The sequence below is a fragment of the Flavihumibacter petaseus NBRC 106054 genome (genome assembly GCF_000974785.1).
GTDB classification, from domain to species: Bacteria; Bacteroidota; Bacteroidia; order Chitinophagales; family Chitinophagaceae; genus Flavihumibacter; species Flavihumibacter petaseus.
In genome coordinates this window covers 35,199-50,000 of record NZ_BBWV01000005.1, presented here as the reverse complement: position 1 = coordinate 50,000, position 14,802 = coordinate 35,199, and the positions used below count along the sequence as shown (strand labels likewise).

At 51.4% G+C, this 14,802-nt stretch carries 9 protein-coding genes; 2 read left to right on the top strand and 7 right to left on the bottom strand.

Annotation, left to right across the window (positions count from 1 at the left end; translation table 11 throughout):
• Positions 1–220: 220 nt before the first annotated feature.
• Together FPE01S_RS22450 and glgB are read right to left on the bottom strand one after the other, a co-directional pair.
• Positions 221–1,393, bottom strand: coding sequence for a tetratricopeptide repeat protein (locus FPE01S_RS22450; protein WP_046371370.1), 1,173 nt, complete (start codon positions 1,391–1,393; stop codon positions 221–223).
• Positions 1,394–1,443: 50 nt separating this feature from the next.
• The gene (gene glgB / locus FPE01S_RS22445) at positions 1,444–3,399 is read right to left on the bottom strand and encodes a 1,4-alpha-glucan branching protein GlgB (protein WP_046371369.1); all 1,956 of its coding nucleotides are present in this window, start codon (positions 3,397–3,399) and stop codon (positions 1,444–1,446) included.
• 111 nt (positions 3,400–3,510) lie between these two features.
• Between glgB and FPE01S_RS22440 the strand changes: the two genes are divergently transcribed.
• Positions 3,511–6,279 carry an outer membrane beta-barrel family protein gene (locus tag FPE01S_RS22440; protein WP_169749215.1) on the top strand — a complete coding sequence of 923 codons (2,769 nt, stop codon included), beginning with the start codon at positions 3,511–3,513 and terminating at the stop codon, positions 6,277–6,279.
• Positions 6,280–6,284: 5 nt separating this feature from the next.
• Positions 6,285–7,034 carry a GLPGLI family protein gene (locus tag FPE01S_RS22435; RefSeq protein WP_052956109.1) on the top strand — a complete coding sequence of 250 codons (750 nt, stop codon included), beginning with the start codon at positions 6,285–6,287 and terminating at the stop codon, positions 7,032–7,034.
• An 841-nt stretch (positions 7,035–7,875) separates the two neighbouring features.
• Here the strand turns inward: FPE01S_RS22435 and FPE01S_RS22425 are convergent.
• From FPE01S_RS22425 to FPE01S_RS22405, 5 genes are all read right to left on the bottom strand, one after another.
• Entirely contained in the window at positions 7,876–8,493 is a 618-nt protein-coding gene (locus tag FPE01S_RS22425) for a class I SAM-dependent methyltransferase (protein ID WP_046371367.1), read from the bottom strand.
• A gap of 15 nt (positions 8,494–8,508) precedes the next feature.
• Positions 8,509–10,488: an alpha-amylase family glycosyl hydrolase gene (locus tag FPE01S_RS22420; RefSeq protein ID WP_046371366.1), complete on the bottom strand. Its 1,980-nt coding sequence runs from the start codon at positions 10,486–10,488 to the stop codon at positions 8,509–8,511.
• Entirely contained in the window at positions 10,475–11,854 is a 1,380-nt protein-coding gene (locus FPE01S_RS22415) for an MFS transporter (protein WP_046371365.1), read from the bottom strand. The genes FPE01S_RS22420 and FPE01S_RS22415 overlap by 14 nt, the downstream gene beginning before the upstream one ends.
• Before the next feature lie 151 nt (positions 11,855–12,005).
• Positions 12,006–13,283, bottom strand: coding sequence for a glucose-1-phosphate adenylyltransferase (locus tag FPE01S_RS22410; RefSeq protein WP_046371364.1), 1,278 nt, complete (start codon positions 13,281–13,283; stop codon positions 12,006–12,008).
• A 24-nt stretch (positions 13,284–13,307) separates the two neighbouring features.
• Positions 13,308–14,726 (bottom strand): glycogen synthase, encoded by a 1,419-nt coding sequence (locus FPE01S_RS22405; RefSeq protein ID WP_046371363.1) that lies wholly within the window; start codon positions 14,724–14,726, stop codon positions 13,308–13,310.
• Between the last annotated feature and the right edge of the window lie 76 nt (positions 14,727–14,802).

Genomic DNA, 14,802 nt, shown 5'->3' with positions numbered 1-14,802 from the left:
CGCCACCTCACCCACAAACAGAAAATTTGCATGGTCAGAATAAGGTTTAGGCCGGACAAAACGTCCGGCCTGTAATGATAATGATTTGCAATTACTTTTTAAAGACTGGCCAGGGCGAGGCAGCCAACTCCTAAACCCACCTTCGCTAAAGCTACTGCTTACGCTAACGCTTCAGCAGTCGAAGCCGGTGGGCGAAGCCTAAACTTATAAACAGTTAAACTTAAAGGCTCAGCCCCGTACTGGACTGCCGCATTTTTTCGAGCGAGGGATCCATCTGAATCGCCTGCTGGCAGAGGTTGTCCCCCTTGCTCTTGTCCCCCATCTTGATGTGCGCAATGCCGCTCATGAAGATGGCGCGGGCATTTTTGGGGTCCAGGGTCTGCAGCTTGCCGTAGGAGTCGATGGCGGCGGCATACTGGCCGGCGCGGAGGTTGGCCTCGCCTTCCATGAAGAGCATGTTGACGTCTTTGGGATTCGATTTCAGGATCTCGGCAATGGTGGTGGCTGCCTTGTCGAAGGCACCCAGGTCGATATAGCCGCCGGCCAGGGTCTCGAGGATGTCACGCTCCCGGGGATAACCGTTGGCAAGGGCATTTTCAAGCCATTTAACGCCGTTTCTGATGTCGGGGATGGCCAGGTAGGTCATACCCACCTCGAACTTCCAGTCGGGCTTATTCGGGTCAAGACGGATCGCCTGTTCGTAAGCGGTAATGGCCCGCTTGTAGTTGTTCATCTCGATCTGGCAACGTGCCATGACAAAGGCTGCTTCCGCGTTGGAGCTGTCCTTTTTGGAGAGCTTGTCCAGGTATTCGAGGGTGCTGCGGTATTCTTTCAGCTCGTAGTAGGATTTAGCTACCCGCCATTCATTGCCACTGCCCAGGTTCTGGCCCAGCGCCCGGCGGCCCATATCGGCTGCTTCGGTATATTGATGGGTATCAAAAAAGAGCACGGCCAGGTGGCTGATGCTGGCGGTATCGTTGGGCAGGATAGTGATGATCTTTTTATACGTTTCCCGCGCGATTACGGCATATTGCAGGCTTTCGGCGGTTTTGGCCATCCCGCGGAGGGCGAACAGGTTTTCGGGATCGTCGGCGACGATGCTGCGGTATTGCTGGTAAGCAGCTTTATTGTCGCCCCGGGAAGCAGTTGCGGCGGCTTCCTTCAGCTGGTCGGCGAATTTGCCGGTTGGTTCCGGTTCGGGCGCCGGTGCGGCGGACCGGGCCGGGGCTGCTGTGGTGGACGACTTGGATGATTTTGACTTTGACTGCGCGTAGGTGGTGGTCAGGGAAATGGACAGGCCCCCGGACAGCAGTAGTGCAAAAAGTAAGGGTTGTGAAGACTTCAGGATTACAGGCAGCTTCGGGAATGCGGACAACTTCAGGAAGGGCTTCATAGCAGCGGATTTAAGTATTGCGGGTTTGAGGCGGGCCCTGAGGGGTTCCGCTAGCGCAATACTATCGCTCCTAACGAAGGCAGGTGAAGGTTTATTTCAAACAATTTGTTTTTTTCGTCCAGCGTTTCGACGAGTATTTCGGGGTTAAAAACATCGCCCGTACCCCAGTATTTCGCATCATTGCTGTTGAAGATCTCCTTCCAGGCCGATTTCCCGTACGCTTTGATCTTCCAGTTCCGCCGTACTTCGGGCGTCATGTTCAGGATCACCAGGACGTCCTCTTCGGGTTTCTTGCCCTTCCGCCGGAACACGATCACCGATTCCTGGCGATGGCTGAGGTCGATCCATTCGAAACCCTTGTTGCTGAACTGTTCTTCGTAGAGGGCTGGCTCATTGCGATACAGGTGGCAGAGGTCGCGCACACAATCTTTCATGCCGCTGTGTGAATGGTGCTGGAGCAGCGCCCAGGGCAGTTCGGTCTTGTAATTCCATTCTGTGGTGACTGCGAATTCATTGCCCATGAACAGCAGTTTGCCGCCGGGATGGGTAAACATGTAGCTGTACAGCAGGCGCAGGTTCGCGAATTTCTGCCATTCGTCACCTGGCATCTTGTAGATCATAGGACTCTTGCCATGCACCACTTCATCGTGGCTCAGGGGCAACATGAAATTCTCGTCGTAAAAGTACATCATGCTAAAGGTGAACGCGTCCTGGTGGAACTGCCGGTACCAGGGATCCTGCTTGAAATACCGCAGGGTATCGTGCATCCAGCCCATCATCCACTTCATCCCGAAACCTAATCCATCTTTAAAGGTCGGACGGGAAACGCCGGGCCAGTCCGTCGCTTCTTCGGCAATGGTCTGTACGTCGGGGAAATCGCGGAAGATGGTTTCGTTCATGTCCTTGATGAAAGCAATCGCTTCGAGGTTGCCATCGCCCCCGAATTCATTCGGCTCCCATTGTCCGTGGGTGCGGGAATAATTCAGTTTGAGCATGGAGGAGACAGCATCGACGCGGAGGCCATCCACATGGAACTGGTCGAACCAGAAGCGGGCGCTGCTGATCAGGAAGGATTTGACCTCTCCCCTTTTATAGTTGAAAACGTAGGAGTTCCAGTCCGGATGATAGCCTTTGCGCATGTCGGCATATTCGTAAGTATGGGTGCCGTCGAACATGAAGAGGCCGTGGGCATCATAGGGAAAATGTGAGGGGACCCAGTCGAGGATCACGCCGATGCCGGCTTCATGGAAGGCATCTACCATGGCTTTGAAATCCTGTGGCGAACCGAAACGTGAAGTAGGCGCGAAATACCCGATACCCTGGTAGCCCCAGCTGCCGTCGAAGGGAAATTCCATCACGGGCATGAGCTCCACGTGAGTGAAGCCCATTTCCTTTACGTAGGGCACGAGGCGCTCGGTGATCTGCGCATAGGTATTGTAGGATTCTTCGTCGTTGGGATCGGGCCGCATCCAGCTGGCGAGATGCACTTCGTACACGCTCCAGGGGGCGTTGAGGGCATTGTGTTTTTTGCGCACTTGCATCCAGGGAGCGTCTTTCCAGTCGTAGTGCAGGTCCCAGGTGATGGAGGCCGTGAGCGGGCGTTTCTCCCAAAAATTGGCGAAGGGATCTCCCTTGTCCATGGCGAGTCCGCCGAAGCCGCGGATATGATATTTATATACTTCGCCGAGACCGAGTCCGGGGATAAATCCTTCCCAGACGCCGCTATTGTCCCACCGCGGGTTTAATTCATATTCGAAATTGTGCCAGTCGTTGAAATTGCCTTTTACGGAAACGCTGGTAGCATTGGGTGCCCAGACGGCAAAATAAATGCCCCAGCGGTCGAGTACCTGTATGGAATGCGAGCCGAACTTTTCGTACAGGGAGTAATGGGTGCCTGCCTGGAAATTACGGATATCCGCATCCGTTAGGATGGAGTAATTCCATACATTTTTACCGGTATCTATGAAATGTTGTTCTTCGTAAGGCTGGGTACTGTTGTCAGGCATAACGAACTGTTCTAATAAAATTAACGCTTTAACGATATATTAAATGCTTAAAAAATGGCAGTTAGGTTTTTAATCCGGAATTTGGGAGCGCCTTTGCCTGAGAACCGATTTATGAGAAAATTCACCAACCTTATCTGCTTCCTGCTGATAGCATGCGCGGGCTATGCCCAGGGCGTAAACATCAAAGGAACGGTCAGCGATACCGCTGAGAAGAAACCCCTCGCCAATGCGGCTGTGGTGCTGCTTTCCAAAGATTCTACACTTCTTAAACATGTACGGACGGACGCTGCAGGGAAGTTTGACATTTCCCTGAATTACCAGCAGCCCGTGATCCTCGTGATCATGTATCCGAAGTTTGCCGATTACCTGGATGAGGTCAAACCGGGAACGGAGAAGTCCGACCTGGGATCTATCCCGATGATCCGTAAAGCTACCCTGATGGAGGAGGTGATCGTGTCGCAGAAGATCGGCGCCATCCGGGTGAAGGGTGATACGCTGGAGTACAAGGCGGACAGTTTTGCCGTTCGGCAGGGTGCCAATGTGGAAGAGATGCTGAAGAAGCTGCCGGGGATCCAGGTGAACAAGAAGGGTGAGATTACTGCGCAAGGGGAAAAAGTGCAGAAAGTACTGGTGGATGGTGAAGAGTTCTTCAGCGATGATCCGGCGGTGGTGACGCAGAATTTAAGGGCCGATGCCATCGACAAAGTGCAGGTATACGACAAGAAAAGTGACCAGGCTGCCTTTACGGGTATCGATGACGGCGAGAAGCAGAAGACCATTAACCTCCAGATGAAGGAGGACAAGAAGAAAGGTTATTTCGGCAAAGCCAAGCTTGGCGGCGGATTGCCCAACTATTTTGAGAACGATGCCATGATTAATGTATTCAAGGGGAAACGGAAGGTTTCGGCCTATGGAACGATGTCGAACACGGGCAAGGCCGGTCTCGACTGGCGGGATAATGACAAGTTCGGCGGCGGTGATAACTTCGAATACAATGAAGAGGAAGGCTACTTCTTCTCCTATGGTGAAAGTGATGAGTTCAATCTCTGGGGCGGGCGCTATAACGGTGCGGGCCTGCCCAAGGCGTGGACGGCCGGTGCGCATTTTTCCAACAAGTGGGATGCCGACAAGAAGCATATTAACGGCAACTACCAGTTCAACAAGCTGGATGTGGAAACCCAGACCACCAATACCGGGCAATACATTCTTCCCGATACCCTGTATTACAATAACGAGCGGACTGCCAGCAATACGCAGAACCTGCGGCACAAGCTCAGCGGTTACTATGACCTGAAATTTGATTCGCTGAGCAGCATGAAGGTGAATGTAAGCGGCAGTTCGGGAACAGCAAGGAGCAGTAATGTGGGTGAGATGGAATCACTGACGGAAGAGCAGAAAATGGTGAACCACCAGCTGACGCGTTCTTTTGCGAATGGCGACAAGCAGGATTTCAAGATGAATGCGATCTGGCGGAAAAAATACAAGAAGAAAGGCCGGTCACTGTCGGTAACCGGTGAAGTGCAGTATAATGCCAACAATTCTGATAACCAGTTGCTGACGCGGACGGATATCTTTGATGCATTCGGCAGTATCTACCGTACAGACACAGTTGATCAGCACAAGAACAATTATTCGCAGAGCAATATTTACAGTGTGCGGATTGCTTATACCGAACCGCTTTCCAAAAAATGGTTCCTGCAGCTGAATTATGGTTACCGCATCAATGCGAGCAAGGCTGACCGGCGGTCGTTCAACAAAGATGTAGAAGGCAAGTATGAAGCGCTGGACAGTCTCTACAGCAGTAATTATTCCTTTGATTTCAACACCAACAGTGGTGGGTTGGCTTTCCGTTATAACGGAAGCAAGATCACGGGCAATATCGGGGGTAATATATCCTACGCGGATTTCAAACAAACGGACCTGTTCCGTGACAGTATTTACCGGTATGATTACCTGAACTTTTTCCCGAAGGCGAATATCCGGTTCAAGCTGGGTACGCAGACCAACCTGAATTTCGGGTATAATGGTTCTACGCGGCAGCCGACGATCGACCAGATCCAGCCGATCGTGGACAACAGCAATAACCTGGTGATCAAGGTGGGTAACCCGGACCTGAAGCAGGAGTTCCGGCATAGTTTCAACTATTTCTTCAATGATTACAAGGTGATGACGAGCCGGAACATTTATATCAATGGTAATATCTCTTTTGTGAACCAGGCGATCAGCGGGTTTGATTCGGTGGATTACAATACCGGGCGTCGTTTCTACAAGTTCGTGAATGTGAATGGCAATATTGACTATGGTATGTGGGCGGGATACTGGAAGCAGATCAAGAAGCTGAAGCTGAATGTGAATGGTAACGTGTTTGTGAACGGCGGCAAGACGAACAACTATATCAATAACGACGCGAATACCAATAAGTACTTTACAGTGGGTGCGAATACGGGGATCTCCAGGGATGTGGAGAATAAGTACAATATGGAGCTGGTGGTGAGTCCCTCTTATACGAAGAGCCGGAGTACGATCCGTCCCGATGTGGTGACAAAATACTGGACAGTGGTGAATGAGTTTACGGTGACGGTGCAGTTGCCCTGGAAGATGGAGATCAACAGCAATGTGAATTATAGCTGGCGGCAGAAGACGGATGTGTTTGGGGCGGACAGGAATGTGTGGTTATGGAATGGGTATTTGAGTAAGAAGTTCTGGAAGAATAAGAATGGTGAGTTGCGGTTCTCGGTGAATGATATATTGAACCAGAATATTGGTTTCAACCGGAATGTGTCCAGCAACTTTATATCAGAAAGCACGTATAATACCCTGCGGCGGTACTGGCTGGTGAGTTTCATCTGGAATTTCAGTAAAACACCGGGGTCAAAATAATTACTATGAAAAAGATTGTATTGTTCACCTGTTTTGTGGCTGTGGCATTTGTGCTGCGGGCGCAGCAGGTATTTGTGTCCAATGGTGTGATTGAGTATGAGCGGAAGATCAATGTGCACCGGCAGTTTGAGATGGATGAGGAAGGGAGTGATTTCTTCAAGGATTTCATTTCGAAGCAGCCGAAGTTTCACAACTCCTATTTCAACCTGACGTTTAACCGGGCGCAGTCGATTTACCAGCCGGGGCGAGAGGCAGATGTGAAGATGGAGCCGTGGATGGTGGGTCCGGCGAAGACGAATGTGGTGACGATGGATTTTAAAACTGATGTGTATACCAGCCGCCGAAGGGTATTTGAAGAGAATTTTGAGATCACGGATTCGTTGGCCAAAGTGCACTGGAAGCTGAGCAATGAGACGCGGGAGATTGCGGGGTTTGAGTGCCGGAAGGCGGTGGGGGTTATTTGCGATTCTGTGTATGTTGTTGCGTTTTATACGGAAGAGATTCCCGTGAGTGGCGGGCCGGAGTCTTTCGGCGGGTTGCCAGGGATGATCCTGGGGCTGGCAGTGCCACGCTTGTATACGACCTGGTTTGCTACAAAGGTGGAATTGTCTGAGCCGGCAGCGACGGCGTTTGCGACGGGCAAGCCGGGTAAGAGCAAGAAACTGCCGAGCAATCAGCTGGCGCCGGTGTTGACGTCGACTTTTTCGGATTGGGGGAAGCGGGGACAGAAGTTTATCTGGTGGTCGATGTTGTAGGTGGAGAGCAGTTTGAGGTTGGGTGTTTGGGGTCTGAAGTTGGGTTTGATGTTTGAAGTCCAGCGAGTTCATGTATATGGACAGTAATAGTGGCAGTGTGCATTACCCACCGAAGCTTTAGCGAGGAAGGATGTTGCTTTTTCAAAAATGGACAATTTATAAAATTCTCTGAAATGAGCCACCAGACTGCGTTGTGGAAAATTAGACTCTAAGTTCCGTGTGATATACAGGTTGAGTTCAAGCGTAATTCCTTGTAACGGTAGTGTATATTTTGACATTACTATAACTATCGACCCTATTAGTAGTAATTTTTAGTTTGACAAAACAGCATATGGCGAGACTGCAAATTGACCTAAGGAAAAGGTTTCGGGAACATGCATTTATATCTTTAGCAGTCCTTGTGTTTTGCAGCAACGGTTTAGCCCAGGTAACGCAGCAACCGGATGCCTGTGAACGATTCTTTGATCAGAATCTGAGAGAATACATTTATAAGAATCTGTCAGAACCCCCGGAATACCCCGGAGGGCCATCAGCATGGCAACGGTTTCTCAATAAAAATCTTAAATATCCTCAGTCCGAAATTGACAATGGTACACTGCATTCCAGCACAACCGTAGTATTTATTGTAGATAGAAACGGAAACATCGGGCTTCCCGGAATAAAGAACCGTTCGCCTGAAAGCTGGTCAGCATATGATAGCGCTTGTGTAAAAACAATTAAAAATTCGGGCAGATGGACGCCGGGAAAGTGTAATGGAAAGGTAGTGGCCTCCTTTGTAGAACAGCCGTTTATAGTTTGTTTACAGGACGAATAATGACCTATTCATGAATGTAGCAGCGTTTTATTTTTTTTGAAAGCTGCAAAAGAGAAAATTCTGGGTCGTGTTGAAAGGGGTCAGGTGAACTTCTTCAATGCATTTGATCCGCTCAAAGCTGCGTTCAAACGTGTGTGACATGGATGCCTGCGAATATTGTTTAATTTCCAATCCACTGCACTTCGTGGGACCCGTTTCAGAAAAGGTACCCAGGATCAGATAACCGTCTTGTTTAATGGCTGCTTCAGCAACGGATACATACTGGTTTATCCGTGCTTCAGTGGTCAGGAAATGGAATGCCGCCCGGTCGTGCCAGAAATCAAATTTTACGGGTGGTTTGAAATCAATGATATCAGAGACGATCCAGTTTACTTTTGCGGCTTTTTCGCATAATCTTGCTTTGGCCTTTTCCAGGGCATTAGCCGAGATATCCAGCACGTAGATATTGTTGTATCCCTTCTCAACCAGGACATCAACGAGGTGACTGTCACCGCCTCCTATGTCAATGATATTGGCATCCCGGGGCAAATTGAATAGTTCAAGGAACTCAATGGAGGTTTTAGGGTAAGGTTGAAACCAGCTTACTTCGTTTTCACCCTTTGCGGCGAAAACCTGTTCCCAGTGTCGTTTGGAATCGGTCATCATTACACCTGCAAGTTATTACTTCAATTGCAGAACCAGCATGCTCCAGGGCCGCAGGGTGATGGGCTGGTGGAGGTCGATGCTGGTGTTGGAAGGCAGGTCGGTGCCGGTGGTGTTCGTGCCGATGCCTTCGCTGAAACGTTTAGGATCGATGGTTTTGGTGTCATTGCTTGTATTCATGATGCACATGATACGGTCGCTGGTGCCAATGTTGCGGTTGGCGCTATAGTTGTTCGTGTTGTTGTTGCCACTTGCGCTGTTGTTCTCGCTGATACGGAAGTAGACGTATACTGCGTCTTCGGGGACGAACTGGAGGAGTTTTCCTTTTTGCAGGGCGGGTGAATGCTGGCGGTAACGGGCCAACGTGCGGATATGGTTGAAGATGGCATTTTGTTTGGCATCCCGGCCGGCTGCGCTGAACTGGTTGACGGGATCACCGGGCCAGCCGCCTTTGAAATCGAGGCGCACCCAGCCATCGGGGTTGGTGACACCGGTCATCAGGTTTTCGTTGCCGTAATAGAGCTGCGGCACGCCGCGGAAGGTTAGTAGCCACGAAAGGGCCATCTTGTATTTAGCCGTGTCTTCCTGGATCACGGAATAGAACCGGGAAAGGTCGTGGTTGTCAAGGAAGATGACCTGTTTGGTGGGATCGCTGTAGAGGTAATCCTGCGCGGTGGTCGTATAGAGTTTGTTCACCCCCTCGGTCCAACCGAAAGGTTTGGTGAGGGCTTCCTGGATGCCGTAGAACAATTGCTGGAAATCGGTGGTGGCGGGCAGGTTGCATTTGAAGGGTGTATTGACGGTATTGCAGCAGAAATAGCTCTGGTTCGGCACGCCGTGTACCCAAGTTTCGCCGAAGATGGAGATATTGGGATATTCGTCGAGCAGGGCCTGGTTGCAGCGGTTCATGAAGGGCAGGTCGTTGTAGATATACGTATCTACCCGCCAGCCGTCGACGCCGAAAGCTTCCACGCTCCAGATGGCATGCTGGATCAGGAAGTTGGCCACGTAGGGATTGTTCTGGTTGAGGTCGGGCATCATGGGTGTGAACCATCCGTCTGAAAGGCGTTTGCGGTCTGCTGTGGCGGCATAGGGATCAAAAAGTACCTGGTCTTTGTAGGTGGTATTGGTATAGGCTGGCCATTCGTGCAGCCAGTCTTTCGTGGGTTTGTCCTGCACGAAGAAATGGTAAAGGCCAACGTGGTTGTAGACGGCATCCTGGATCAGTTTCATGCCCCGTTTGTGGAGACTGTCGCCCAGGGCGCGGTAATCAGCGTTGGTGCCGAGCCGGGGTTCAACGTTGTAGTGGTTGGTAATCGCATAGCCGTGCTCGGTGCGGTCGGGCATATCGTTCTGCCATACGGGCAACATCCAGAGGGTGGTTACGCCAAGATCCTGCAGGTAGTCGAGGTGATTGATGATGCCTTTCAGGTCGCCGCCGTGGCGGTGGAAGATGGAATCGCGGTCGAGGGACTGATCCCGCAGGCCGGGAATTTTGTCGTTGGCGGGATCGCCATTGCTGAAGCGGTCGGGAATCAGGAGATAAATGAGGTCGTGTGAATCGACACCCTGGGCGAATTGACGGCCTTTTCCTGGGCGGCGCGGCTGAAGGGTATAGTCGAATGTAGCGGGAATGGAGTTGGCGCCGGAAGTGTTTTGAGTGTTGGAGCCGGTGGTGCCGGTCAGTTTGAAGTGCAGTGTACCGGCGCGGGCAGTTGGGTTGATCTGAAGGTCCAGGAACAAGTAGTTACTGTTGTCAACCTTATTGACTTTTTTAAGGGTGACACCAGGATAGTTATAGAGGGTGATACTGGCGTTGCCAATGCCGGGTGCATGCAGCATGATTTGCAATTGCGGATTCTTCATCCCCACCCACCAATTGGAAGGATAGCTTTCGATGGTTTGCGCGGAGAGACCGATGCTGGTCAGCAACAGCAGGGTGAACGGCAAAGTGAATGGCAGGCTGAGCTTCAGGGTGATCTTCTTAAACCGGTACATTTTCCAGCATTGATTTTTTGTCGTCCTTCATTTCTTTCACTACCAATGCACAGGCGATGGCGGCGATAAACAGCAGGCAACCGCCGATCTGCACAGCGAGCAAACGATCGTTGTGCAGGAAATTCGACATGATCTTGCCGAAGAACAGCGAGGCAATGATCTCCGGCAGTACGATGAAGAAATTGAAGATGCCCATATAGATGCCAACCTTGTCTTCAGGCAGATGACTGGCGAGCATGGAATAGGGCATGCTCAGGATCGAAGCCCAGGCAATGCCCACGAGGCTCATGGCGAGATAGAGGTATCCTGGTTGCTGGATATACCGCACCATGCATAGCCCGATGCCACCGATGATCAGGCAGGTGAAATGGGTCCATTTCTTCCCGATCAGGGTTACCCAGAAGGGTAAGGTCATCGAAAAGAAAAAGGTCACGAGGTTGAGAATGCCGGAAGTGGCGCTGGCATATTCTACGCCCTGCGTATAGACCTCACTGTTGGTGGTGGGATCGCCGTGAAAGATATCTGTTGCGACACCTGTAGTGTAATAGAACCACATCAGGAAGAGTCCCGGCCAGGTGAGAAAATTGACGAGGGCGAGGCGCTTCATCTGGTTGGGCATCGTGCGGATCGAATGGGTGATCTCGCGGATCCCTCCACCAAAACCCTTGTTGCTTTCCTTCACTTTTTCTTTCCAGGTGGTAAGATCCGCCGGCGGGTATTCCTTACTGGAGAATACGGTATAGAGTACAGCACAGAGGAACACGAAGGCACCGATATAAAAAGACCACTGGATGGTTTCCGGAATGGCGCCATTGGTCTTATCCCGGGAGAAACCTACGCGGTAGAGTAGTCCCGGAAGGTAACCGGCTACGAAGGCGGCCAGGCCGATGAACATGCTTTGCATGGCAAATCCGAAAGGCCGCTGTTTTTCATTGAGGTTGTCTGCCACGAATGCACGAAAAGGTTCCATGCTGATATTGATGCAGCTGTCCAGGATCCAGAGGAGGCCTGCGGCCATCCATACGGTGGGTGACTGCGGCATGAAGAACAGGGCGATGGAACTGAGTATGGCACCGACCAGGAAGAAGGGTCGCCGGCGGCCCAGCCGCGGATGCCAGGTACGGTCACTCAGGTACCCGATGATGGGTTGGACGATCAGTCCGGTCATGGGCGCGGCCAGCCAGAGTCCGGGGATCTGTTCCGGCTTAGCACCCAGGAATTCATAGATCACACTCATATTGTTCATCTGGAGCGACCATCCGAACTGGATGCCGAAGAATCCGAAACACATGTTCCAAACCTGCCAGAAACCGAGTCTGGGTTTGTGAATGGAGGAAGTAATCGTTGAAGCTGCCGGGCCGGCCATAGCAATCGTTTTAGTTGGTGTTGTGTAGGTTATACACGTTTTCGAATATAGAAGAAAAAAGTCAAAAACCGTGAGGCTTTTGACTTTGATTAAGTTTTGTATGTGGGACTATGGAATGTTTGCGGAAACTGTGAATTGGTGCATCTGGCAATCAGATCACGAAGCCGTTCGGGATGATGGCGCCTTTTTTCACGACCACGATGCCGTCTTTAACCGTGTAAAGGGCGTGATCGCAGTTTTCGAGGTGGGTGCCACCGTTGATGCGCACATCGTCACCAATACGCACGTTCTTGTCGATGATCGCATTCTTGATATAGCAGCGGTCGCCGATGCCCAGCACGGGCTGGCCCAATTGGCGGGCGATATCGATTTCGGCTACGGTCTCGAAATAATCGTTCCCCATCAGGTAGCAGCTGACTACGGTGGTACCATGACCGATCCGCGAGCGGATGCCGACCACGGTATTCTCCACGCGGGAGGCATTGATGATGGAGCCTTCGGCAATCACGGTCTTTTCGAGGGTAGAGCCGCTGATCTTGCCGGGCGGCAGCATGCGCGCGCGGGTATAGATGGCGTTGTTGTTGTCGAACAGGTTGAAATCGGGCAGGTCCTGCGTGAGGCCGAGGTTGGCTTCAAAAAAGGAATAGATGTTCCCGATATCCGTCCAGTACCCGTCGTACTGGAAGCTGCACACGGAATATTTGTCGATTGATTCGGGGATGATTTCTTTACCGAAATCCGTTGCATCTTTCTTCTCATTTTCAAGCAGGTCGAACAGGAGTTTACGGTTGAAGATATAGATGCCCATGGAGGCAAGATATTTTCTGCCCTGGCGGCCCATCTCCTCCCCTGTATCACTAACCCAGTCGGGCAGCAATTCTTTTTTCGGCTTCTCGATGAATGAGGTGATATAGCCGTCTTTGGAACGGAGGATCCCGAATTCAGGTGCTTCTCTTTCTGCGACGGGAATGGTGGCGATAGAGATATCCGCCTTGCATTTCTTGTGGTTGTCGATCATCGCGCTGAAATCCATCTGGTAGAGCTGGTCACCGGAGAGGATCAGGATGTATTCGGAATCGAAGGGATTGATGTGGCGGAGGCTCTGGCGAACGGCATCGGCAGTTCCCTGGAACCACGTGGGGTTGTCGGGCGTCTGTTCAGCAGCCAGGATGTCGACAAAGGCCGTACTGAACGCACTGAAGTGGTAGGTATTCTTGATGTGGCGGTTCAGAGAGGCGGAGTTGAACTGCGTCAGTACGAACATCCGGTTGATGTTGGAGTTGATGCAATTCGAAATAGGAATGTCCACCAGGCGGTATTTGCCGGCGATCGGAACGGCAGGTTTGCTCCTGCTTGCAGTCAGCGGGTACAATCTCGTTCCGGCACCACCACCCAGGATAACGGCAAGGATCTCTTTACTTATTGACATATAGCTAGCTTTGTATTGGAAAGATTAAGGTACTAAAGATTTATACAGGTCGAGGTACTGTTCTGCGCTGATATCCCAGCTGAAATTCAATTCCATTACCTGTCTTCTCAGGGCGTCGAAGGTGCGCTGGTCCTGGTACAGTTCCACCCCGCGGTAAACTGCCTGGGTGATATCCCCTATAGATGCCTGGTTGAAGCAGATGCCATACCCGCCGGGTTCGCCGAAATCTTTCACCGTATCACGGAGGCCACCGGTTCTGCGTACTACCGGGATGGTGCCGTAGCGCATGGCATACATCTGGTTGAGGCCGCAGGGTTCCACACGGCTGGGCATCAGGAGGAAGTCTGCGCCGGCGTACATCTGGTGGCTCAGCTTTTCGTTATAGCCGATTTTGGCGTTATAGACGCCTGGCCAGAAATGGCGCATATTGCCGAGATCCCATTCAATATGGGTTTCACCGCTGCCGAGCACCAGCCAGTTCATGCGCTGGTTGATATAGAAGAGGGAATCGCCGATTGCGCGGGGCAATAGTTCTGCTGCCTTCTCTCCTACCAGCCTGCCGATAAAAATGAACAGCGGTTTATTAGGGTCGAGGCCGAATTCCTGGCAGAGGAAGTCTTTGTTGGCTTTTTTCCCTGTAGCGAGGGAGTCAATATTGAAATGGTGATCGAGGTATTTGTCGGCTGCCGGGTCCCAAACCTTGTCGTCGATGCCATTGAGGATCCCGACCGATTTTCCCTTTTCATATTCGAAGAGTGCTTCGAGGCCGTTGCTTTCCAGCCGCATTTCCTGGAGATAGCTCCAGCTTACGGTCGTTAGTTTCCAGCAGGAACGGATTCCCGCTGCGAGCGGGTTGATCATATTGTTCCAGTCGAGCATGCCCCAGCGCCAGCCGTCCCAGTGCGGGATATAGTCAGAGTGACCCCAGTCGATCCAGCCCTGGTACTGGGCGTTGTGGATGGTTAGCACGGTGGGGACGCCTGCCAGGTGCTGGTACTGGTAACAGTATTTGACCATGAACGGGATCAGTGCCGTATGGTGGTCGTGTACGTGGATGATGTCCGGGTGGTGTTTCCAGGAGGCGATCCAGTCGACCACGGCGATCTGGAAGCTCATGAATCTTTCGACGTCGTCGTCGTAGCCGTATACTTTTTCACGGTCGAGCAGCCCGTGGATGTCTACCAGGTAGAGGTCGAAACCCAGCACATTGGTCCTTTCTTTTATAATGGTATAGTCGAACCAGGTGTTGGCGAGGTAGGCGCTGCTCTTGTGCACTACATCCCACTGGTGTTCATACAGGAATTTAGTGCGGTACATCGGCAATACCACCTTTGACACATGACCGGCTGCAGTCTGATACTTGGGAAGCGCTCCCACCACATCGCCCAGTCCGCCTGCTTTTGCCACAGGATAACACTCGGCGGAAACATGTATAATCTCCATAGAAAGAATTGCCATTCAATATAATAAGAAAAAACAATGGGTAACCGCCGACGTTAAAAAATTTCAAACAAATAAA